This window comes from Halorubrum sp. SD626R, assembly GCF_001261915.1.
GTDB lineage: Archaea > Halobacteriota > Halobacteria > Halobacteriales > Haloferacaceae > Halorubrum.
The window spans coordinates 1-20,643 of record NZ_CVRT01000146.1 but is presented as its reverse complement, the minus strand read 5'-3'; the positions used below and the strand labels follow the sequence as shown (position 1 = coordinate 20,643).

Annotated in this window: 27 protein-coding genes, 1 other RNA gene and 1 pseudogene; 16 read left to right on the top strand and 13 right to left on the bottom strand. The window is 71.6% G+C overall.

Features of this window, described 5'->3' with window-relative positions; translation table 11 throughout:
- Nucleotides 1–118 precede the first annotated feature (118 nt).
- Both ffs and SD626R_RS14120 read right to left on the bottom strand, forming a co-directional pair.
- Nucleotides 119–430, bottom strand: an RNA gene (gene ffs / locus SD626R_RS14125) — signal recognition particle sRNA.
- Between the two features lie 49 nt (nucleotides 431–479).
- Nucleotides 480–893, bottom strand: a complete 414-nt coding sequence (locus SD626R_RS14120) for a DUF7548 family protein (RefSeq protein WP_092566970.1) — start codon at nucleotides 891–893, stop codon at nucleotides 480–482.
- A 138-nt stretch (nucleotides 894–1,031) separates the two neighbouring features.
- Between SD626R_RS14120 and SD626R_RS14115 the strand changes: the two genes are divergently transcribed.
- Complete coding sequence (locus SD626R_RS14115; RefSeq protein WP_092566969.1) at nucleotides 1,032–1,490, top strand: DUF7992 family protein; 459 nt, start codon at nucleotides 1,032–1,034, stop codon at nucleotides 1,488–1,490.
- A gap of 24 nt (nucleotides 1,491–1,514) precedes the next feature.
- On the opposite strand, the gene SD626R_RS14110 is transcribed toward SD626R_RS14115, so the two are convergent.
- The gene (locus tag SD626R_RS14110; protein WP_092566968.1) at nucleotides 1,515–2,540 is read right to left on the bottom strand and encodes an aldo/keto reductase; all 1,026 of its coding nucleotides are present in this window, start codon (nucleotides 2,538–2,540) and stop codon (nucleotides 1,515–1,517) included.
- Between the two features lie 72 nt (nucleotides 2,541–2,612).
- Nucleotides 2,613–2,891 (bottom strand): ribonuclease P protein component 4, encoded by a 279-nt coding sequence (locus SD626R_RS14105; RefSeq protein WP_092566967.1) that lies wholly within the window; start codon nucleotides 2,889–2,891, stop codon nucleotides 2,613–2,615.
- A 181-nt stretch (nucleotides 2,892–3,072) separates the two neighbouring features.
- On the opposite strand from SD626R_RS14105, the gene SD626R_RS14100 reads away from it, so the two are divergent.
- The 5 genes from SD626R_RS14100 to SD626R_RS14080 all read left to right on the top strand — a co-directional run bounded on the left by SD626R_RS14100 (nucleotide 3,073) and on the right by SD626R_RS14080 (nucleotide 6,187).
- Nucleotides 3,073–3,267, top strand: a complete 195-nt coding sequence (locus tag SD626R_RS14100) for a methytransferase partner Trm112 (protein ID WP_176697332.1) — start codon at nucleotides 3,073–3,075, stop codon at nucleotides 3,265–3,267.
- A gap of 70 nt (nucleotides 3,268–3,337) precedes the next feature.
- On the top strand, nucleotides 3,338–3,919 hold the full coding sequence (locus SD626R_RS14095) for a DUF7524 family protein (RefSeq protein ID WP_092566966.1): 582 nt from the start codon (nucleotides 3,338–3,340) through the stop codon (nucleotides 3,917–3,919).
- A gap of 81 nt (nucleotides 3,920–4,000) precedes the next feature.
- Nucleotides 4,001–4,189: a DUF1918 domain-containing protein gene (locus tag SD626R_RS14090; RefSeq protein WP_092566965.1), complete on the top strand. Its 189-nt coding sequence runs from the start codon at nucleotides 4,001–4,003 to the stop codon at nucleotides 4,187–4,189.
- Between the two features lie 21 nt (nucleotides 4,190–4,210).
- Nucleotides 4,211–4,657 (top strand): RNA-binding protein, encoded by a 447-nt coding sequence (locus tag SD626R_RS14085; RefSeq protein WP_092566964.1) that lies wholly within the window; start codon nucleotides 4,211–4,213, stop codon nucleotides 4,655–4,657.
- A gap of 75 nt (nucleotides 4,658–4,732) precedes the next feature.
- The gene (locus SD626R_RS14080; protein WP_092566963.1) at nucleotides 4,733–6,187 is read left to right on the top strand and encodes an FAD-dependent oxidoreductase; all 1,455 of its coding nucleotides are present in this window, start codon (nucleotides 4,733–4,735) and stop codon (nucleotides 6,185–6,187) included.
- A gap of 30 nt (nucleotides 6,188–6,217) precedes the next feature.
- On the opposite strand, the gene SD626R_RS14075 is transcribed toward SD626R_RS14080, so the two are convergent.
- The 6 genes from SD626R_RS14075 to nth all read right to left on the bottom strand — a co-directional run bounded on the left by SD626R_RS14075 (nucleotide 6,218) and on the right by nth (nucleotide 11,035).
- Nucleotides 6,218–6,745 carry a hypothetical protein gene (locus tag SD626R_RS14075; RefSeq protein ID WP_092566962.1) on the bottom strand — a complete coding sequence of 176 codons (528 nt, stop codon included), beginning with the start codon at nucleotides 6,743–6,745 and terminating at the stop codon, nucleotides 6,218–6,220.
- On the bottom strand, nucleotides 6,742–7,236 hold the full coding sequence (locus SD626R_RS14070) for a phosphopantetheine adenylyltransferase (protein ID WP_092566961.1): 495 nt from the start codon (nucleotides 7,234–7,236) through the stop codon (nucleotides 6,742–6,744). The genes SD626R_RS14075 and SD626R_RS14070 overlap by 4 nt, the downstream gene beginning before the upstream one ends.
- 97 nt (nucleotides 7,237–7,333) lie before the next feature.
- The gene (locus SD626R_RS14065) at nucleotides 7,334–7,945 is read right to left on the bottom strand and encodes a winged helix-turn-helix domain-containing protein (protein WP_092566960.1); all 612 of its coding nucleotides are present in this window, start codon (nucleotides 7,943–7,945) and stop codon (nucleotides 7,334–7,336) included.
- Nucleotides 7,946–8,048: 103 nt separating this feature from the next.
- Nucleotides 8,049–9,128: a glutamate--cysteine ligase gene (locus SD626R_RS14060; RefSeq protein WP_092566959.1), complete on the bottom strand. Its 1,080-nt coding sequence runs from the start codon at nucleotides 9,126–9,128 to the stop codon at nucleotides 8,049–8,051.
- A gap of 516 nt (nucleotides 9,129–9,644) precedes the next feature.
- Nucleotides 9,645–10,196: a DoxX family protein gene (locus SD626R_RS14055; RefSeq protein ID WP_092566958.1), complete on the bottom strand. Its 552-nt coding sequence runs from the start codon at nucleotides 10,194–10,196 to the stop codon at nucleotides 9,645–9,647.
- 155 nt (nucleotides 10,197–10,351) lie between these two features.
- Nucleotides 10,352–11,035 carry an endonuclease III gene (gene nth / locus SD626R_RS14050; RefSeq protein ID WP_092566957.1) on the bottom strand — a complete coding sequence of 228 codons (684 nt, stop codon included), beginning with the start codon at nucleotides 11,033–11,035 and terminating at the stop codon, nucleotides 10,352–10,354.
- Between the two features lie 100 nt (nucleotides 11,036–11,135).
- Between nth and SD626R_RS14045 the strand changes: the two genes are divergently transcribed.
- The 5 genes from SD626R_RS14045 to SD626R_RS14025 all read left to right on the top strand — a co-directional run bounded on the left by SD626R_RS14045 (nucleotide 11,136) and on the right by SD626R_RS14025 (nucleotide 14,091).
- Nucleotides 11,136–11,498, top strand: coding sequence for a DUF5658 family protein (locus SD626R_RS14045; protein ID WP_092566956.1), 363 nt, complete (start codon nucleotides 11,136–11,138; stop codon nucleotides 11,496–11,498).
- An 83-nt stretch (nucleotides 11,499–11,581) separates the two neighbouring features.
- Entirely contained in the window at nucleotides 11,582–12,622 is a 1,041-nt protein-coding gene (locus tag SD626R_RS14040) for a VOC family protein (RefSeq protein WP_092566955.1), read from the top strand.
- Nucleotides 12,619–13,332: an alpha/beta hydrolase gene (locus SD626R_RS14035; protein WP_092566954.1), complete on the top strand. Its 714-nt coding sequence runs from the start codon at nucleotides 12,619–12,621 to the stop codon at nucleotides 13,330–13,332. The genes SD626R_RS14040 and SD626R_RS14035 overlap by 4 nt, the downstream gene beginning before the upstream one ends.
- Before the next feature lie 90 nt (nucleotides 13,333–13,422).
- A complete protein-coding gene (locus tag SD626R_RS14030) occupies nucleotides 13,423–13,749 on the top strand; it encodes a cupin domain-containing protein (protein WP_241996629.1) in 327 nt (108 codons plus the stop codon).
- Between the two features lie 57 nt (nucleotides 13,750–13,806).
- Nucleotides 13,807–14,091 (top strand): transcriptional regulator, encoded by a 285-nt coding sequence (locus SD626R_RS14025; RefSeq protein WP_092566952.1) that lies wholly within the window; start codon nucleotides 13,807–13,809, stop codon nucleotides 14,089–14,091.
- Between the two features lie 27 nt (nucleotides 14,092–14,118).
- Here the strand turns inward: SD626R_RS14025 and SD626R_RS14020 are convergent, their stop codons facing one another.
- Entirely contained in the window at nucleotides 14,119–14,796 is a 678-nt protein-coding gene (locus SD626R_RS14020) for a type 1 glutamine amidotransferase domain-containing protein (protein WP_092566951.1), read from the bottom strand.
- Between the two features lie 180 nt (nucleotides 14,797–14,976).
- On the opposite strand from SD626R_RS14020, the gene SD626R_RS14015 reads away from it, so the two are divergent.
- The 5 genes from SD626R_RS14015 to SD626R_RS14000 are packed head-to-tail and all read left to right on the top strand — an operon-like array spanning nucleotide 14,977 to nucleotide 18,983.
- Nucleotides 14,977–15,417, top strand: coding sequence for a thiaminase II/PqqC family protein (locus tag SD626R_RS14015; protein ID WP_092566950.1), 441 nt, complete (start codon nucleotides 14,977–14,979; stop codon nucleotides 15,415–15,417).
- Complete coding sequence (locus SD626R_RS14010) at nucleotides 15,411–16,949, top strand: sodium:solute symporter family transporter (protein WP_092566949.1); 1,539 nt, start codon at nucleotides 15,411–15,413, stop codon at nucleotides 16,947–16,949. Before SD626R_RS14015 ends, SD626R_RS14010 begins: the two co-directional genes overlap by 7 nt.
- Nucleotides 16,946–17,110: a hypothetical protein gene (locus SD626R_RS16940; protein ID WP_158298334.1), complete on the top strand. Its 165-nt coding sequence runs from the start codon at nucleotides 16,946–16,948 to the stop codon at nucleotides 17,108–17,110. Before SD626R_RS14010 ends, SD626R_RS16940 begins: the two co-directional genes overlap by 4 nt.
- On the top strand, nucleotides 17,107–18,432 hold the full coding sequence (locus tag SD626R_RS14005) for an NRAMP family divalent metal transporter (RefSeq protein WP_092566948.1): 1,326 nt from the start codon (nucleotides 17,107–17,109) through the stop codon (nucleotides 18,430–18,432). The genes SD626R_RS16940 and SD626R_RS14005 overlap by 4 nt, the downstream gene beginning before the upstream one ends.
- Nucleotides 18,429–18,983 (top strand): hypothetical protein, encoded by a 555-nt coding sequence (locus tag SD626R_RS14000; RefSeq protein ID WP_092566947.1) that lies wholly within the window; start codon nucleotides 18,429–18,431, stop codon nucleotides 18,981–18,983. The genes SD626R_RS14005 and SD626R_RS14000 overlap by 4 nt, the downstream gene beginning before the upstream one ends.
- Nucleotides 18,984–19,441: 458 nt before the next feature.
- On the opposite strand, the gene hpt is transcribed toward SD626R_RS14000, so the two are convergent.
- Nucleotides 19,442–20,011: a hypoxanthine/guanine phosphoribosyltransferase gene (hpt, locus tag SD626R_RS13995; RefSeq protein ID WP_092566946.1), complete on the bottom strand. Its 570-nt coding sequence runs from the start codon at nucleotides 20,009–20,011 to the stop codon at nucleotides 19,442–19,444.
- Nucleotides 20,012–20,373: 362 nt separating this feature from the next.
- Nucleotides 20,374–20,643 (bottom strand): annotated as a pseudogene (locus tag SD626R_RS13990) (7,8-didemethyl-8-hydroxy-5-deazariboflavin synthase subunit CofH); the annotation flags it as partial.

Genomic DNA, 20,643 nt, shown 5'->3' with positions numbered 1-20,643 from the left:
CCTCGTGCCTGGGGCTTTGGAGGTGTTCGCCGTCGATCCGCGATCAACTCCTTATAAACGAGCGACCGTATCGCCAATCGAGTATAGCTCGCGCTCACCGATGTAAAGCGCGTATGAATGACGGACTGGCGGGGTGGCCCGGCGTTCCGGCGCGGGGTATCCCGGTTGCCTTCTCCACCCCGCGACCCGACGAGCGACGGGCGTTCGACGATGGGCTGCTCGCTTCCGCGCCTGACCCGATGTCGCCGACGAACCGCGACGGACCGCTCCTGCGAGCGGGCGACGCGGACCGCTGTCCCCGGCGGACGAGGCTTCCACGTTGGCTCTCGGGGCCCGCGCCGGTCTGACCGGACGCGCCCGCTGTTCGGTCCCCGCTGAAGACTACCTCGCGGGTGACGAGCGGGGCCTAACCGCCCGACCTAGTCCGTCCGGCGATACTCGGGTCCGGCATAAGGGCCTTTCGTTCGGCGGCTCCTTCGCTACGACAGCAGCGCCCTAGCGTACGCCGCGGCGGAGAGCGGCACGGGGACGGACAGCGCGACGACGGCGCGCGCGTGCCACACCAGCCAGAGGTTGTCGCGGAACACGGGCGTCGGCTCGATCGCGAGCGCCCAGCTCGCCGCGCTCAGCGTGGTCGCGCCCCCGAGCACGACCGCCGCGCCGGCGAGCGTTCCGGGTTCGAGGTTCCCCCGTTCGACCGAGGCGACGACGACCGCGCTCAGCAGCGCGAACAGCGCGATCCCGGCGGCGCCGACGGCCCCGGACGCGTAGTAGTCGGCGAGCTGTGACGCGTACTCCGGCCCCGTGATGACCGCGTACGGGGCCCCGAGCACGACGACGGTGGCGACGGCGGCGGCGATCCCGACCCGGCGCGAGGCGTCGCGGAGGTCCATACGCGCCGGTCGGTCCGGGACCGCGGTAAAAGGACCGGATCGGCGGCGGCCGCGGCACCGCGCCGTGCGACCCGTCCGCCTCGTCGGCCCGGGGACGACCCCCGTACCGTTTTGAGTCGCCGGCGCGGAGGGGGAGGTATGAGCCTCGACGTCGACCCGCCGGAGCCGCCAGAGCTCGCTGCCGTGGACCCGAACGAGTACGAGGACGCGGAGGTCGCCGGCGGCGAGTACCGCCGCGAGGAACTGGAGGCCTTCCTCCGCGAGGGCGCGTGGGAGGAGGCGTTCACGGAGTGGGCCGCCGGCAGCGACATGGACGAAGACGACTGGCGGATCGCGCTCGACCTCGATCTCGTCTCGCGGTTCGACTTCTTCTGGGACGACTTCGCCGACCGCGTCGGCTACCACGCGCCCGGGCTCCCGGAGGACTGGAAGGAGCGGGACCTCCACCCGGACCTCGACTCGTGGGGGACCGTCTCCGCGATCAACGCGGGGCTCACGGAGCTCGGCCAGATCGTCTGCGAGACCCTCAAGGAGGAGTACATCGACTGGGAGGCCGAGTTCGAGGCGCCGGACGACCTCCCCGACTTCGACGAGTAGCGCCGCCGTTCCCGCTGCTTCTTCTCAGTGCCCCCAGAGTGTCCCGTCCGGGGCGTACCGCGCGTCCATGATCCGGTCCCACTGCGCGTCCGAGAGGTCGAGGTCGGTCGCGGCGACGTTCTCGGCGAGCTGGTCGGTCGTGCGCGCGCCGACGATGGGGACGCAGGTGAACTCGTCCCACTCCGTCAGCCACGCGAGCGCGACCTGCGCCGGGGTGGCGTCGAGCTCGTCGGCGACCTCGCGCACCGCGTCGAGCACCTCCCAGCCGCGCTCGGAGAGGTAGAAGCGCTCGAACCGGTCGTCGAAGCTCGCGCGCGAGCCGTCAGGGGCGATCACCCTCTCGGGGTCGTCCGGATCGGCGCGCTCGTACTTCCCGGTGAGGAACCCGCCCGCGAGCGGGGAGTACGGACAGACCGCGATGTCCTGGTCGATACAGACGTCGAGGTACTCGCTCACGTCCTCGTAGTAGCCGGCGTGGTGGAGCGGCTGGACCACGTCGAACCGCGCGTAGTCGTTAGCGTCGGCGGTCCACAGCGCCTTCGTCAGCTGCCACGCCGCCATCGTCGACGCGCCGAGGTAGTGAACCTTCCCCTCCGAGACGAGCTCGTCGAGGACGCGCATCGTCTCCTCGATCGGCGTCTCCTCGTCCCAGCGGTGGATGTAGTAGATGTCGAGGTAGTCGGTGTCGAGCCGGTCGAGCGTCCCCTCGACCTGCGCCCGGATATGCTTGCGGCCGAGCCCCGAGTCGTTGGGGCCGGGCTCGCCGCGCCCGTCGAACGGGAAGTACACCTTCGAGGCGACCACGTAGTCCTCGCGGTCGCGCTCCGCGAGCCACTCGCCGACGTACTCCTCGCTCGTCCCGTTGGGATTTCCGTAGACGTTGGCGGTGTCGATGAAGTTGATCCCGTGGTCCGCGGCCGCGTCGAGCAGCTCGTGGGCCTCCTCGCGGCCCGTCTCCACGACGCCGTTCGTCTCCCGGCCGAAGCGCCACGTCCCGAAGCAGAGCTCCGAGACGCTGAGTCCGGTGTTACCGAGCCGTCGGTATTCCATGCCTCCATCTCCCGCCGGCGGTTTATAAAGCGTTGCGACAGCGGCGGGCCGGACGACGGGGCGCCGTCTCGGTCAGTCGAACGGGTACCGCGCCGTCGACCCGCACTCGCGGCAGCGCACGACGACGCGGCCGGGCCGGAGCCGGACGCGACTCGTCTTCCCGGGCCGGAGGTACACGTCGCAGTCGTCGCAGGTCCGCCGGGAGAAGTCGGCCGGGAGGCCGCAGCGGTTCCGCTCCGCGATCCGGCGCGCGAGCGCGACGTACTCGCGGGAGCGGTCGTACTCGCCGTCGACGACCGCCTCGCGGGCGAGCGTCAGCAGGCGCTCGATCCGTTCCGACGGGATCCCCATGTCTCGCCGGGCGTGACGGACCGGCAAAGTCGTTGCCATCGGCGGTCGCGGTGACGGCGGCGACGGGGCGGTCGAGCGATCCCCTCGACGCGGCCGACCCCGGGCGTCCCGCCCGCGTGGCGCTCGGTCCAGACGCGGCCGACCCGCACGCTTTTTTATCGGTCCACGCGAACGACGTGGTATGAAGGAGTCCCTGATGGACGTCGTCTGCTGCCCGCTCGATAAGGCCGACCTCGACCTCGACGTCGAGGACCGGGACGAGGAGGAGGTCCTCGCCGGGACGCTCACCTGCACCGAGTGCGGGGAGACGTACCCCATCGAGGACGGGATCCCGAACCTGCTCCCGCCGGACATGCGGGAGGAGGCGACCGCCTGACACGAGGCGAACGACGCGCGGTCCGAATCGTACTGCACCTTTTTTTTAGTGTGAGTTCGTCGACCCGTACGTGCAGACACTCTCCGTCGAACTGAACGGGGACGCCGTCCACTCGATCCGGGCGCCGGACCGGTTCGAGGCGACCGGTCCCTTCTCGATCGCCCTCGAGAACCGCGGCCGGTCGACCCACGTCCACCTCCACTTCGACGACGAGCTCGATCGGGCCCTCTCGATCGGCGAGACGAACCACTACGTCGACGACGAGTCGACCAGGCGGGTCCACGTTACCGCCGCCGAGGTCGAGGAGCCGATCGCCGGCAAGCTGAAGCTCGTCACCGGCTACGGCTCGAACACCCGGTACGTCGACGTCAGGCTCGACCCCCCGCGGGACGCCGGCCCCGACGAGGTCACCGTCGACGAGACGTTCACGAAACCCCCGGAGCGCACGCCCGATCCCCCGCCGCGACAGCGCGCCGGGAACGCGGTCGCCGGCCTCGTGAAACGCGGGGGGGTACCCGGCGCGGTCCTCGGCCTCCTCGCGGTCGCCGCCGGCGTCGCGCTCGCGCTCGCCGTCGACAGCGTGCTCGTCTCCGTCGCGGTCGGCGTCGTCCTGACGGTGTCGCTGGCGGCCGTGCTGCTCGCGGTCGCGTGACCGGCGGTCGCCGACCGTTCCGATCGCCCCTCATCGCTCCGGATCCGCGCGCTTTTAACCGTCCCACCGGAACGAAACGCCATGAGCTTCGAGAAGGAAGATGAGGTCGTGCTCCACGACAAACACAGCGAGTACGACGGCGAGACGGGCACGATCACGCAGGTGATGGAGACGATGTTCGGCGACGCGACCTACACGGTCAGCTTCGAGGACGGCCAGGAGACGGGCGTCCCCGAGGACGCGCTCGACGCCGTCGAGAGCGAGGCGTAACCGACCCCCTTTTCGACCCGCATGGCAAAAGTCCCCTTCCACTACGTCGACCTCCGGGCGTTCTCGTACGCCACCGAGGACGAGAAGCGGGTCGAAGACGCCCTCCGCCGGTTCCTCCCCGAGGACGCCGAGCTCGACCGCGTCGAGAACGTCGGCCACCACGGCGACCGGATCGTCGTCCTCTCGGCGCGGATCGAGAACGCCGACGGGATGCGCCACGTGCTCGACGCGCTGGCCGACCTCGACGACGTCGACCGCGTGATCGACGAGCTCGATCAGCGCGTCGACGACAACTGCGCGCTGTTCCTCCGCGTCGACAAGCAGGCCGCGTTCCGCGGCGAGGTCCGGCTCGGCCCGGGGATCACCGTCCGCGCGAAGGTGGAGGCGTACCCGGCGAAGCAGGCGGCCGCCGTCGAGAACGCCCGCGAGACGCTGTCGCGGCTGGTCGACGACAAAGGCGATCGATAACGACGGGTCCCGGGCCGGGCGTCCGGCCCGCACCCCCGGCGTGGCTTTTTATCCGGCCCCGCCGTCAGTGCGTCCATGAGCGACCCCTTCGTCGTCGTCGGCGCCGACGCCGCCGGGCTGAGCGCGGCCAGCAAGTTCCGCCGCGAGGCGCCCGACCGCGAGGTCGTCGTCTTCGAGATGGGTCGGTGGATCTCGTTCGCCTACTGCGGGATGCCGTACTTCGTCGAGGGGCGCGTCGAGCGCATGTCGGACCTCCTCTCGCTGTCGCCGAGCGAGGTCGACGAGCGCGGGATCGACCTCCGGCGCGGCCACGAGGTCGTCGGCGTCGACCCGGATGCGAAGACGGTCGCGGTCGAGACCGCCGAGGGCGACTCGTTCGAGCAGCCGTACTCCGACCTCCTCGTCGCGACCGGCGGGCGCGCGACGACCGGCCCCTTCGACGTGCGCGGGGTCGACGGCGCGTTCACCCTCCACGACATGGACGCCGCGGCCGCGATCGACGCGTACGTCGCCGAGCCGGAGGCGTACGACCCGGCCCGCGCCGACGTGAGCGCGGTCGACCGCGAGCGCGTCGAGCGCAACGCCGCGATGCCCGCCCCCGAGACGGCCGCGATCGTCGGCGGCGGCTACGTCGGCGTCGAGATGGCGGAGGCGCTCGTCGGCCGCGGGCTCGACGTGCACCTCTTCCATCGGTCCGGGCACCTCCTCTCGGACTTCGGCGAGGCCGTCGGCGAGCGCGTCGCGGACGAGCTGGACGCGAAGGGCGTGACGGTCCGCACGGACACCCCGGTCGAGGCGCTCGTCGGCGACGACCGGATCGAGGCGATCAGGTTCGCAGACGGGGACGCCGACGACGAGGGCGCCGAGACGCTCCCCGTCGACCTCGCGGTCGTCGGCGTCGGGATCCAACCGAACACGGAGCTGCTCGACGGGACCGGCGTCGAGCTCGGCGAGGGCGGCGCGGCACTGACCGACGAGCACGGCCGGACGAGTCTCCCGGACGTGTACGCCGCCGGCGACTGCGCGACCGCCTTCCACGCCGTCACCGGCGAGCCGGCGTGGATGCCCCTCGGGCTCACCGCGAACCGGGCCGGGCGGGCGATCGGCGCCACCGTCGCGGGCGACCCCTCGCCCGTGGGCGACATCGCGGGCACCGCGGTCGTGAAGGCGTTCGACATGGAGGCCGGGCGCGTCGGCCTCGTCGGGGACGACGCCGCCCGCGAGGCCGGCTTCGACCCGGTCCGCGAGACCGTCACCGCCGGCTCCCGATCGGGCTACTACCCGGGCGCGGCCGAGACGGACGTGACGCTCGTCGCCGACCGGGACTCGGGCCGGCTGATCGGCGGGAGCATCGTCGGGCCCGACCGCGCCGCGATCCGGATCGACACGCTCGCGACCGCGCTGGAAGCCGACATGACCGTCCCCGAGGTCGAGCGGCTCGACCTGGCGTACGCGCCCCCGTTCAGCCCGGTGTGGGACCCGATCCTCGTCGCGGCGAAGGTGCTCAACGGGACGCTCGACGAGGCGTAACGGCCTGAAGAGGAGAAGTAACGGTCCGACTCAGTCGTTCGCCTCCGCGTTCCCGTCGGCCGCGGCGGAGCCGGCCGGCTCGCTTCCTTCCGCGTCGCCGCCCTCGCCGCCGATCCCGGCAACGACCCGCCCGACCGCGTACCCCGCGAGGCCGACCGCGACCGCGGCCGCGAGGGCCGCGCCGAGCGGTTCGGCGACCGCGATCCCGAAGGAGACCGGGTCGGCGACGTCGATCGCGTAGGGCGTCGGTCCGATCGTCCGCAGCAGAACTGCCGCGAGGGGACCGTACGCGAGCAGGACCGCGGGAAGCGCGCCGCCGCCGACCGCGGCGAACGCGACCGTTCCCACCGCGGTCAGCGCCGCAAGGAGCGCGGCGACCGGGGCGACGACGCCGGCGGCGGGGCTCAGGCCCGCGATCGATCCGACGAGCCCGACCGCGTCGAAGGCGACGTACGAGACGGCGAAGCCGACGGCGCTCCAGACGGCCGCACGCTCGAACCCCGTCTCCCCGAGCGCGACGCGGGTGAGACGCCCGGCGCCGTCGTCGTCCGCGGTCATTCGGGTCTGGTCGCGCCGCGACCGTCCCGGTCGGGCGTGAGGTTGCCGTGCTCGTCGATCTCGCCCGCGACGATCCGCGTCGAGGAGATGCGCTCGCCGTCCTCGGCGGGCACGTGGTCGACGACGACCAGTTCGAGGGGGTCGCGGCCGCGCTCGCGGCGGATCTCGTTGATCCGCTCGCCGCCCGCCCTCGTCTCGGGCGAGACGATCAGCGCGTCGAACTGCGGCTCGACGGCGATGCCGGTCGGCTCGGTGAGCTCGCGGACCGCGAACTCGCGGCCGTGCTCCTCGGCCCGGGGCTCCAGCTCGGCCTCCAGGTCGCGCTTGCGGCGGTCGTACGGGCGGACGTAGCGCTCGACGTGTCGGGTCTCCGGCGCGAGTTCGTCGGACGTGAGCCCGACGGTGACGTCCCCCAGCTCGAACGCCCGTTCGAACAGCTTCCGGTGGCCGTCGTGAACGGGATCGAACGTTCCACCAAGCGCGACGTTCATGTCCGTCGGTTGCGCGGGCGGGACTTAAATTGTCCCGAACTCGGGACCGACGCGGAGGCGGGGTCGGCCGCGTCCGGCGCGCGTCGCGGTCTCGTCGCTATCGGTCGGCGGAGCCGTCCTCGTCGTTCGCCGCGGTCTCGTCCGCTTCACGTCCCCCGCCCTCCCCGTCGTCGCCGACGGAGATCTGGACCGGTTCCGCGTCGCCGTCGGGCGACTCGCCGCCGAGGCGGCGGTCGAGGTTGAAGACGGCGTTGAGCTCGCGCTGGACGTCGCCGACGACGCCCCGGACCAGATCGCTCGGCGCGATGGCCTCGTACTCGTAGGGGTTGTTGCCGGCGCCGCTGGCCTCGCGCTTGTCGCGCTCGACCGTCCCCTCGTCGTGGAGCTCCGCGAGCGCCTCGCGGACCGTGCTCGGGTAGAGGCCGGTGCCGTCGGCGACCTCGTCGCTCGTGCTGTTCGGGTTGTCGCGCAGGTAGACGTAGATCCGAGCGCGCGTCTCGGTGTCGAGCAGCCACGCCAGCAGGTCGACGACGTTGTCGTCGAACCCCTTGACCGCCTTGTCTGCCCCCTCGCCGAGCCGCTCTTTCGTCTTGCGGAGCTCCTCTCGGGTCCGTTCGGTCGGCGACTCGTCTCCCTCGGCCTCCGGGTCGAGGGAGACGCCGCCGTCGGGGTCCGCGGCAGGCTCGTCGTCGAACTCGTCGCTCGTCATAGCGAACAGTGGGGTCCGCGCGCCCAAAAGCGTTTCTCGTCGCTTTCGTTCCGACGGAACGCGGGCGTCCGAGCGACCCCGCGCCGCCGTCGCCGCTCGCCCGTTACGGCGACAGGACCAGGTCCTCGCACAGCGCGTCGAGCCCGGACTCCTCGCGGAGCCGGCGCTGGCGCTCGGTCCCGCTCTCGGCGTCGTACACCTCGCGGATCCCGTCGACCCCGAGCCGGTCGCACTCGCGGTCGACGATTTCGCCGAGCGCGACCGTCTCCTCGCCGCTCCGGGCGACGAACGAGGCGTCGTGGCCGTGCCGGACCGCGCGCCACTTGTTCTCGTCGAGGAGCTCGCGGCGGAGCGACGGCGCCGACTCGCCGTCCGCGTAGCGCTCGGCGTAGTCGACGACCAGGGCGTGGACGTACTCGACCAGCGCGAGCGTGACCGCGGGGTCGCGCTGGGCGTCGGGCGCTCGCACCTCGACCGTGCCGTGCCCGGTGTGGGGGCGCACGTCGAACCAGAGCTCGCCGCGGTCGGCGATCGAGCCCGTCTCGACCATCCGGCGCTCGTAGCGCTGGAACGCCTCGAAGCCGTCGAACGCCGAGGGGATCCCGGTGTTCGGGAGGTTCTCGAAAATCTTCGCGCGGGCCGACGCGAGCCCGGTGTCGAAGCCGTTCCAGAACGGGGAGTTCGCCGAGAGCGCGAGCAGCACGGGGGAGTGCCACCGGAGCCGGTTGGCGATCCACACCGCCTTGTCCGCGTCGTCGACGCCGACGTGGACGTGGAGCCCGGCCGTGGTGTTACGGTGTTGCGGGTACTGAATCCGGTCGAGCTGCGCCTTGTACCGCGGCTTCTCGACGTGGTCGAGCTCGCGCCACTTCGCCGCCGGGTGGAGCCCCGCGGCGGCGATACGGTAGCCGTCGGCGGCGGCGTGGTCGACGAGCGCCTCCCGCACCGTCGACAGCGCGTCCGCGGCGTTCGCCGGGTCCTCGATCAGTTCCGTCTGCGCCTCGATGGTACATTTAAACAGCTCGTGGTCGAACCCCTCCGGGACCGCCGCCGGGGGGTCGCGGCCGTAGACGAGGTCGTCGGTTCCGGAGGTCGGGCGACCGTCGGCATCGACGATGTAGAACTCCTCCTCGATGCCGAGCGTTCCCATCCGAGCGAACGCGTCCCGCGAACCGAGATCCATTACCCCGTCGTTTCGCCCCCGCGGTCTTATATCGAATGGAACCCGAAACGGAGCGCCGGTGTCGACGCTCTGCATTCGAATAACCGACCGCGGTGGCGCGCGCCTCCGAGCGCCCGGAGGGCGCGAAGGAGCGCGTGCGAGGGAGTCGCTGGCGCCGTCGGCGCCAGCGACGAGGCTGGGGAGGTGTGAGGTGCGGTTGCTGTGCGGTGCGGGGTGGGACTCAAAGGGGCAGCCGGTGAGGCGGGCGCAGGCGACGCAAGCACCACAGGGAGCGAGCGACGCGAGCGACCGAAGCGCGCAGCGAGCGTGCGCCCGCCTCACCGGCTGGGGCTTTGGAAGTGCTCACCGCAGGCGAGTCCCCGATTCGACACAGAAGTACACATCGAGGATCGCCGTGTCGTCTCTCTGCGACGGTGAGACCGATAAAAACCGAATCCGAAACCGAATCTGCCGAAAACGAGTCGACGGTGCGCGTCCACGCGCCCACTCTCCCTCCCGAACCGTATTTGCCCTCTTTCAGCCGAGGACGTACCGGAGCGTCGGGAACTTCTCGACCAGCGCCTCGCCGCCGACCTCGATCCGCTCGATGTACGCGTCGAGCCCGAGGACGCGCCCCGCCCCGAACGCCGCGACCGTGAGGAACACGACCGCGTACACCAGCGTTGAGTCGAACAGCGCGAGGACGTCGCCGCTCCACCCGCCGAGGTAGAACAGCGTCATCTGCATCGCGCCGCCGAGCGCGGCCAGCCGGACGAACGCGCCCGCGATGAGCGCCGCGCCGATGAGCAGCTGCGTAATCGGAACGACCACGTTCACGATCTCCATCAGCGCCGGACTCGACGCCATCAGGGCGTACAGCCCGCTGACCGGGCTCGCGGGGTCGACGTTCGCGAGGTAGCCCGCGGCGTCGAACGGCCACTCCGAAACCTTCCCGAGCCCCGCGAACAGGATCATCCCGCCGATGACCGCCCGGAGCGCGACGATGAACAGCGCCGACAGCGAGTGCGCCTTCCCCAGCAGCGTGATACCGCCGAACTCCCCGCCGAACTCGTTCGTTTTGGTGGACATTGTGTCTCTCCTCACGTACTAGTACGCCGGAGACACTGATAAACCGGAACGCGGGTTCCCCCTCGGCGGGACGGATCCCGTCGGGTCCCCTCATCCGAGGGTGATTTAAATACTACGTCCCGAACGCCATTGGCATCGACCGCTTCTCGTCGCGCTCACCACGCCTCGCCGCTCGCGAGGTCGACCTCTGAGTCTCCCTTCTCCGAGGGGCAGACGTCGGCGAGCGCGCAGTCGTCGCAGTCCGGGTTGATCGCGGTGCAGGTGGCGCGGCCGTGGTCGATCATGAGATGCGTGAACTGCTGCCAGTCGCTCTCGGGCACGATGTCTAGCAGGTCCTGTTCAATCGCCTCGGGACGCTCCTCTTCGGTAATCACCAGCCGGCGGGTGATCCGCTGGACGTGGGTGTCGACGACGATGCCCTCGACGACGTCGTGGCCGTGCTGGAGCACGACGTTGGCGGTCTTGCGGCCGACGCCCGCCAGGTCCGTCAGCTCGGACATCGTGTCCGGCACCTCGCCGTCGTGCTTCTCGGCGATGTCCGCGCACGCCGACCGGATGTACTTCGCCTTGTTGTTGTAGTAGGTGATGGAGTCGATCGCCCCGGCCATCTCCTCCTGGGGCGCGTTCGCGTACTCCTCGGGCGTCTCGTACGTCTCGAAGAGGTCGGCACACACCTTGTTCACGCGCTCGTCGGTGCACTGCGCGGAGAGGATCACGGCGATGAGCAGCTCCAGCCGGTTCGAGTAGTTCAGCGAGATCGTCGAGTCGGGGTACTCCTCGTACAGCCGGTCGAGGACCTCCTCGACCTGCGATTCCCGCGGCTCCAGTGGCGTGCCCATGGGGATCCCTCCGGCCGGTCGACATTGAACGATCCGGAAGCGTGGCGGCCCGAACACCGCGGACCGGTAGATTCACCCCCCGGGCCCGGTAGGTAACGGCGTGTCCCGATCCCCCGATCGGCGACGACGCCCGGCGTACAGCCGCCGCCCGCGGGAGTTCTACTGGCTGTGGATCGCCGCGACCGCGACGTACGGCGTCGGCGACATCGTCTCGACGATCGCCTTCCTGGAGTACGTCCCGACGGTCGGCGAGGCGAACCCGGTCGTCGCGCTCGCGCTCGACTCCTTCGGGCTCGGCGGGCTCGTGGCGCTGAAGATCGCCGTCTATCTCGTCATGCTGTGGATCAGCGTTTCGGGCGCCCGTGACGGCGACGCGTTCCTCTACTACTTCCCGCCCGTCCTCCTGACGCTCGTCGGCGCCTCGCTCACCGCGAGCAACGTCCGCCTGCTGTGGCTGGCGTGAGAGGTCGCGGGGGGCGCAGGAGGCCGCCCGCCGATCCGCCTTCGACCGACACCGGTTTGCGCCGCGCGCCCGTCCGTGTCGACATGCTGTCCGACACGCCCGGGCTCCACCACGTCACGGGGATCGTCGGCGACGCGGGGGCGGCCGCCGGGTTCTACGGGGACCTCCTCGGGCTCCGGCTGCTGCGCCGGACGGTGAACTACGAGGACGTCCTCCAGTACCACCTCTACTTCGGCGACGCGACCGGGACGCCCGGGTCCGTCTTCACCGTCTTCCCGGACCCGCACGCCGACCCCGGCCGGCCCGGGACGCCCGGCTACGAGGCGGTCGCCTTCGCGGTCCCGCCCGGCTCGCTCGGCTACTGGCGCGAGCGGTTCGCCGACCGAGGCGTGGTCGTCGAGAGCCAGGACGACCGGTTCGGCGACGACCTGATCGCGGTGGCCGACCCCGCCGGCACCCGGGTCGAGCTCGTCGAGAGCGACGCGCCCGGGGATCCCTGGGTCGACTCGGTCGAGTCGGCCGGGGAGGCCGATGGGAGCGACCGATCCGCCGCCGACCCGGTCCCCGAATCGGCCGCGATTCGGGGGCTGTACGGCGTCACCGCGCTCCCGGCGGATCCGTACGGGACCGCGAGCGTTCTCGACACGCTCGGCTTCGAGTACGAGGCGGAGACCGAGGACCGGGTCCGGTACCGCGCGCCGGGCGACCGCGCGGCCGTCGTCGACCTGCTCGACCGCGACGCGGCGTACCTCCGCGAGGGACCCGGGACGCTCCACCACGCCGCGGTGCGCGTTCCCGACCGCGAGGCGCTCTTGGAGTGGCACGAACTCTTCCGCGACCGCGGCTACGACGTCTCCCGCGTGAAGGACCGCCACTTCTTCCACTCGCTGTACGTGCGGGGTCCGGGTGGGCTCCTCGTCGAACTGGCGACCGAGGCGCCGACCCCGGACGGCCCCGCCGGCCCGGGACTCGCAGACCCCGGCGCGACCGGGCACGCGCGGGAGCTGTATCTCCCGCCGCGGTTCGAAGACGACCGCGCGATGATCGAGGGGCAGCTGCCCGCGTTCGAAACGCCGGACGGCTCCGAGCCCGAGGCGGGCTCCGACGCGACCCCTGAGCGATGAGCCGGCCGCTCTCGGGCGTCGAGGGCCCCCACGCGGACGCGACGCTCGTCACCGGGGGCGCCCCGGCCGCCGCCGCCGAGGTCGCGGTCGTGCTCGTCCACGGCCGCGGCGGGACCCCCGAGGGGCTCGTCCGACTCGCCGACGAGTTCTACCGCCCGGGCGCGACCCTTCTCGCGCCGGGCGCGGTCCGGTCGAACTGGTTCCCCGCCCGTCACGACGCGCCCGTCGCGGCCAACGAGCCGGCGCTCACCTCGGCCGTCGACTGCGTCGCCGCCGCCTGCCGGGTCGCCGGCGAGGTCGGTATCGGTCCGGAGTCGGTCGTCCTCGTCGGCGTCTCGCAGGGCGGGAGCGTGGTGAGCGAGTTCCTCCGGCGGCGCCCGCGGCGCTACGGCGGCGCGTTCGTCGTCTCCGCGGCGCTGCCGGGTGCGGACCTCTCGGAGTGCGAGGTCTTCGAGACCGACACCGACGGCGAGGGGACGCGACCGCTCGCCGGCACGCCCGTCGCCCTCGACAGCAGCGCGGGCGACCCGTACGTCCCGGTCGAGCGCGTTCGCGCGACCGCCGACGCGTTCGAGCGCGGCGGCGCCGCGGTCGACCTCCGGATCGACGAGGGGGACGGCCACGGACTCTCGGACGCGACGATGGCGCGGATCGGCGACCGGATCGCGGCGTTGATCGGCGAGAACGGCGCGGAGTCGGCGCCCCAGTGAGCCGAACCCTCGGCGCGGGACCGGAATCGCGCGCGAGAGCCGAACGTGTTCGCGACACCGCACATGGCGCTCGCGGCGGATCCGCCGTCCATGTCCGAACTCGACGCCGCCGCGGCCGACCGGGTCCGAGTCGCCGACCTCGACGGCGAGCAGCACGCGGACGCCTTCCCCGGCCGGGAGCCGAAGACGATCCGGCTGTCGCTGGAGGCGGGCGAGCGCGTGCCCGAACACGAGCACCCCGACCGGACCGTGCTGTTCCACGCGTTGGAGGGCGCGATCGACGTCGCCCTCGGCGGCGACACGCACCGCGTCGAGGCCGGGGAGATCCTCCGGTTCGAAGGCGAGTCGACGGTCCGGCCGACCCCGGTCGAGGACGCCGTCGCGCTCGTGGTGTTGGCGCCGCGGCCCGCGGAGTGAACGGCGTGCGACAACGCTCCCGTCGCCGTTTTCACCCCCGCCCGCGAACGCCCTACCATGGAGACGACGCGCCAGCGGATCGCCGAGACGCTCCGCGAGGGGCCGGCGACCGCGAGCGACCTCGGCGAGTCGCTGTCGCTGCCGACGCCGGTCGTGTACGAGCACTTAGAACACGTCTCGCGGTCGGTCGCCGACGACGGCGCCGACGAGGAGTTCCTCGTCGCGCCGCCCGAGTGCCGCGACTGCGGCTTCGACGGCTTCGACGACCCGGTCAACGAGCCCTCGCGGTGCCCGGAGTGCAAGAGCGAGCGGGTCGGAGAGCCGGCGTTCGTGATCCGGTGAGCGGCGCCGGCTCTACCTAGATACGGCCTACAGCTCCTCTAACAGCGTCGCCGCCGCCTCGGCCGACGAGCCCGGGCCGCGCGCGGTGATCAGGTCGCCGTCGACCGTGACGCTGGTGTCGGCGTCGAGCTCGGCGTCCCAGTCGGCGCCCGCGAGGACGACCTCGTCTTCCACCCAGTACGGGAGCTTCCGGCCGTCGGGCATCACGTCGTGGTCGTCGACGATGCCGTCCTCCCAGTCGTTTGGGAAGCCGGTGACGGAGCGCCCCTCGACGAGGGGCGTCCCGTCCGCCTCGCGGGTGAACGCGAGGATGCCGACCGCGTGGCAGACGACGAGGGCGACGCTCTCGTCGCCCGCGACCGCGTCGAGCAGCAGCTGCCGGGCGTGCCGGTCCTGGTTCACGTCCCAGACGGTGCCGTGGCCGCCGGGGAAGACGACCGCGTCGTAGCCGTCGGCCCCGACCGTCGAGATCGGCTCCGGATCGTTGAGTCCCGGGTGCTCCTCGTCGATCTCGCGGAACTCCGCGACGCGCTCTTCGCCGCCCGCGGCCTCCGGGTCCAGCGACCGCTCGTCGACGACCGGCGGCGACCCGGACGGCGTCGCGATTGTCACGTCGACGCCCTCCGCTTCGAGCGTCGTCAGCGGCTCGATGCACTCCTCGGCCCAGTACCCCTCCTCGCTCACGACGAACAGCGCGCTGCTCATGTGTACCCCGTTATTCACGACCGCGATATAAAAGGCGCCCGCGCCCGGCAGCGACGGGGGCGAACGGAGGGATTATGAAGCGCGTCCCGGGCCTCCGTGACCGGTCGCCGACGGATCGACGCTAGCGTTCACTAGGTGGTATTACCAAGTTATATCACGGTCCGCCGACAGCGTTCGCTCATGGGATTCACCGACGGTCTCGAGGAGGTGGCCGAACCGGTCTGGCGGGCCATCGTCGATCACCTCATGGTCGCCGCGTTCGGCGAGGGGACCTCAGACGAGGCGCCGCTTCGCCACTGGATCGGGCAGGACTACCGCTACCTGATAGCGTACGCCCGGGTGTTCGCCCACGGCCCGGCGAAGGCGCCAGACCTCGAGCAGATGGGGGCCTTCGCGGAGCTGCCCCGCTCGACGATCGACACCGAGATGGACCTCCACCGGGCGTACGCCGCCGACGCCGGCGTCTCGGAGCGGGAGCTCGACCGGGAGGGCGCCGCCGCCTCGCGGCGCCGGCGAGACCGACTCGACCGGCTCTTCGGGCGGACCGTCAGACTGGAGGCGGCGTTCTTGAACGACGCGCACCTCGCGGCCGGGACGGGTCCGGGTGATCGACGATGGTGACGACCGGTGCGGCGCTCGCGGTGACGGTCGCGGTGCTCCTCGGCTTCACCGCGGTGGGGGTCTGGTCCGCCCGCGGCCGCGTGGACTCGACAGAGGAGTTCATCACGGCCAGGGACTCGGCCGGTCGGGGTCGGTTGACCGCCACCCTGATCGCCTCGGTGATGGGCGTCTGGATCCTGCTCGCGGCGCCCGAGGCCGGTGCCGTGTTCGGTGTCGCCGCGGTCGCGGGCTACGCGGTCGGCGAGGGCCTCGCCATGCTCGCGTACTCGAAGATCGGCCCCCGCGTTCGCGAGGTGATCCCGCACGGCCACTCGCTCACCGAGTACGCGTACGTCCGGTTCGGCGACCGGATGTACGCCTTCGTCCTGATCGTGAGCGTCTTCTACATGTTCGTCTTCGTCGCCGCCGAGTTGACGGGGATCGCGTTGGTCCTCTCGCTCATCGCCGACGTCCCGCAGCGGCTGACGGCGGTTCTCGTCGGCGGCTTCGTCCTCGTTTACACCGGGTACGGCGGGCTGCGAGCGAGCATCGTCACCGACACGGTCCAGGCGTTGCTCGTCCTGCCGCTTCTGGTCGTCGCCTTCGGCGGCGCGGTCCTCGCGCTCGGCGGCGCCGGCGCGATCTACGACGGGATCGTCGCGACCGATCCCGCCCTGCTCGACCCGGTCGCTCCGGACGGCCTCCGGTTCGGCGTCGCCCTCGCGCTCGCGGTCCTCGGCGCCGAACTGGTCAACCAGACCTGGTGGCAGCGGATATACGCCGGCGCGGACGGGGAGACGGTCGAGCGCAGCTTCCGGACCGCGAGCGTCGCGAACGGCTCGATCGTCCTGCTCGCCGCCCTCTTCGGCGTGGTCGCCGTCGGCAACGCCTCCGTGGAGAACCCCGCCGTCGCCCTCTTCGCCCTACTCGGCGAGGCGTTCCCGGAGTGGCTCGTTCTCGCGGTCGCGCTGCTCGCGCTCCTGCTCGTGATGAGTTCCGTGGACACGCTGTTCAACGCCCTTTCGAGCGTCGTCACAGCCGATCTCCCGCGGCTCCTCGACGATCCCGACGACCGCCGGCTCGCGCTCGGGGCGCGGACGCTCACCGTCGCGGTCGCCGTGGCGGCGGTCTACGTCAGCCAAGCGGCACAGAGCGTCCTCGCGCTCTTCCTGTTCGCGGATCTGTTGGGCGCGGCCGTCGCGGTCCCGTTCGTTGCCGGACTGTTTTCGGACCGGCTCACCGGGACCGGCGCGCTTGCGAGCGGCGCCGTCGGCCTCGCGGTCGGCGGGACGTTCTTCCCGTTTCCGCTCGGAATCGGCGAGGCGCTCCGCTCCGTGCCGCTCGTCGGTGCGTTGCTGCCGGCGCCGGATGAGCTCTACCTCACCGCCTTCGCCGGTGCGTTCGTCGCCTCCGGCGCGTGCGCCCTGCTGTTCTCCGGGCTCTCGTCCCGCCGGTACGACTTCGACCGACTCGAACGAGAGGTCCGACGGCTGGACGAGCCCGCCCCCGACGGCGGGCGCGTCGACGCCGACGAGGAGGTGGGCGGGTCGTGACGGTCGTCGGCCCGGCCGCGTTCGCCGTCCTCCTCTGGGGAACGCTATTCTCGGTCTCGCTGGTGTTCGTCTACGAGGCGTACGCGATCGCCGACGAGTCCGGTTGGACCGGTCACGGCGGTCGACGGGCGACCCGGTCGAACCGGGGTGAAGACCGGTGAGCGACCGACGGATCGACGTCTCGGCGGTCACCGGAGGCTCCGTCCGCGAGGCGCTCGGTGAGACGGGCCCGTCGTGGGTGGCGGGGGCGATCGCCGCCGGCCCGGCGACGATGGCGAGTCTGATCGCCGCCGGCGCGAGCTTCGACTACGCCCTGCTCTGGGTGGTCGTCCTGTCGGCGGCGGCGGGCGCGCTCGCGCAGTACCTCGCCATGCGGCTCGGTCTGCTCACGGAACGGGGGATCGCGGCCGTCGTCGAGGACCGCCTCGGCGGGGCGTGGGCGTGGCTCCTCGTCGCGGACGTGGTGATCGCCGCGGGCGTCGCACAGCTCGTGATCATGAACACCGTCGCGTCGGTCTCGGCGACGCTGACCGGGGTGGACGCCCGGCTGTGGGGAGCGATCTGGGCCCTCGTCCTCGCGGCCGGGCTCGCCGGGCGCGGCTACCGGTTCGTCGAGCTCCTCGCCAAGGTCCTCGTGACGGCCGTCGTGCTCGCGTTCGTCGCCTCCCTCTCCGTCGTTCCCGTCGACTACGGCGCGGCCGCCAGCGGCCTCGTTCCGTCGTTCCCGGCGGGCGGCGCGCTGCTCGCGGCGGGGATCCTCGGCGGCGCGGTCCACGTCACGCTCATCACGATGCACTCGTACACGATGCGGGCCCGAGGGTGGACCGCCCGGGACTACGGGGTCGCCAGCGTCGACGTCGGCATCTCGATGCTCGTGGCGTTCGGCGTCTACAGCGTCGCGATCTTCCTCGTCGCGGCGAGCGTCCTCTCGGATCCGGGGCTGACAACGGTCGGGGCCGCGGAGGCGCTCGGCCCGCTGGTCGGCGCGAACGCCCGACTGCTGTTCCTCCTAGGGTTGGGTGGGGCCGCCGTCTCCACCCTCGGGGGGAACACGGTCGTGCCGCCGTTCCTCGTCGCCGACAAGCTCGGCTGGGGGACGTCGGTCGACGACGCGCGCTACCGCGCCCTGCTCGCCGGGTTCGCGCTCGTCTCCGGCGTCGGCGCGTTCATCGGCGGCGACGTCATCGGCCAGCTCGTGCTCGTCCTCGCGCTGGGGACCGTCGGGACGCCGTTCGCCGTCGCGCTCGTGTTGTACCTGCTCAACAGCGACGCGGTCCCCGAGCCGGCCTCCGCGCTCGCGAACGTCGGCGGGGTCGTCCTGTTCGCCGTCTCCGGGTCGCTCGCGGCGAATTTCATCCGCGAGCGCGTCGGCGCCGGCGTCGACGCGCTCTCCGGCGCCGTGCTCGCGTTCGCGCTGGTGCTCGGAGCCGCGACGCTCGTCCTGCTCGTCAAGTACGTCCGCGAGGAGGCGTCGATCGCGTGACCGACTCCGAGCTCCCCCGAAACGGGTCGACGCTGATCGTGGGGCCGTCGGGAGCCGGCAAGACGGGGCTGACCGCGCGGGCGCTCACGGACTGGCTCGCCGACCGCGACCCGTCAGAGGCGGTCGTCTTCGAGTTCGGTCCGGAGCTTGAGCGCGACGGCCGCGTCGTCGGCGGGCGGCTGGACCGCTTCGCGTCGATACCCGAGGGCGTCTGGGTCGGAAGCGTCGACGCCGACGCGCCCCGCTCGCAGGGCGACACGGCGGCGGCCGTCCTCGCGCTCGCCCGCGGAAACGCCGAGCGGGCGAACCGCCGCCTCGACGCCGCGCCGCCGGAGCCCGGTGCCGTCTTCGTCAACGATGCCACCATCGCCTTCCAGCACGAGTCGGGCGCCCTCGCGGAATTCCTCGCGTACTGCGACGGCGCGGAGCTCGCCGTGGTGAACGCGTTCGAGGGCGAGGAGTTCGGCACCGACGACCCCGTGTCGCGTCGCGAGCGCGCGGTCCTCCGCCGGCTCCGGGAGTGGGCCGATCGGATCGTCGAACTCGACTGATCGCAGCGCGCTGCCGCCGGGCTGCAGTCGGGCAGATCCGATCACAGAGGAACGAGGAGGAAGCCCACGGCTTCAGCCGTGGGAAGAATCCGACACTACGCGGACGGACGCCCAGTTTACAGGCTCGACTTGACGGGGCGGGTGCGGTCGGCGTGCTCCGGTGGGCGGGCGCGACAGCGCCCGCGAGCCGAGTGGAAGGAGACTGAGCGGCGCTCGCAAGCGCCGCTCCGACGAGGCCGGGGAGGCGTGAGGCGCGTAGCCGTGCGGTACGGGGTGGGAATTGAAGCGGCAGCCGGGAGTGTCAGTGCCGCTCGAGAACTTATACGAACCGTCTTCGCACGGCCGAGCCCCTGGGACGTCGGTGATGGTCGCGTCGGTCGACGATTTATGCACGATAACGTATCGCCGAGCCGAGGAGTTGGGGTTGCCCCCGCGCGGACGAACGCTCCCGGGCCGCCCTACTCGTCGCCTTGCGCGTCCACGATCACGACCTCGCCGTCCTCGACGGTGACGTTGATCAGCGTCTTCACGTTGTAGTCGGTGTCGTCGAGCTCGTTGGGGCCGGCCTTCTTGATCACGGCGACGACGTCGACGACCTCCGCGCCGACCTCGTTCGTCAGCGCGTCGAGGATCGCCTTCATCGTGCCGCCCGTCGAGAGCACGTCATCGAGCACGAGCACGCGGTCGCCCTCTTCGACGTCGTTGATATACATCTCCGACTCGGAGTAGCCCGTCTCCTGGAACAGCGGGACCTCGCCGTCGAGCCCGTACTGGCGCTTGCGGATGACCACGAGGGGGATGTCGGTCATCAGCGAGAGCGCGGTGGAGATGTGGATCCCCATCGCCGCGGGGGTGACGATCTTGTCGACGTTCTCCAGCTCCGCCTTCCGGATGATCCGGATGACGATCTCCCGGAGCAGTTCCGGTTCGAGCATGGGGACGCCGTCGCTGATCGGGTGGACGAAGTACTGGTACTCGCCTTTCTCGATGATCGGCGCGTCGAGGAGCGACTGCCGCAACTGGTCCATGTCGCCGGTACTCGGGCGGATTAATAAAGCGTGGCGGTTGCGTCGCCCTCGTGGGAGGCGGTGGCAGGGCTCGACCCGACGGTGCCCTCGACCGGTCGGCCCCGCCTCGGTGAGGCCGTCCGCGCCGGTCAGCCGGCCGCGACCGGCTCGTCGAGCACTGTCTCGTCGCCGTGGCGGACGACCGCCCGCTCGGGAACGGCCGCGTCGCGGAACGCGACCGCGACCGAATACGGATGCGTCTGTCCCGACGTGGGACAGACGCCTCCCGCCGAATCCGACGTGCGTACGGTCGCTACCCGGAGTTCGAAGATGTCGTCGGCGAGGCTCGCTTCGCGGAGCGTAGCTCCGTAACACTCCCGCGCTCAGTCGTCGGCCCCGGCCGATTCCGCACCCGGTTCGCCGCCCGCAGACGAGCGGTCAGACAGGAGCGGCGTGCCGTCGGCCCGCGGACCGAGCTTCGGGCCGTGCGGGCCGTCCTCGGGGTCGAGACGTCGACGCGTCCGGTAGTCGGTCGAGCGTTCGACCGGCTGCCGACCGATCGCCGTGATCATCTCGACGTAGTCGTCGAACGAGCGGTACTCGCCGTATTCACCGCCGGCCCGCTTCGTGATCTCCTCGGAGAGGATCGTCCC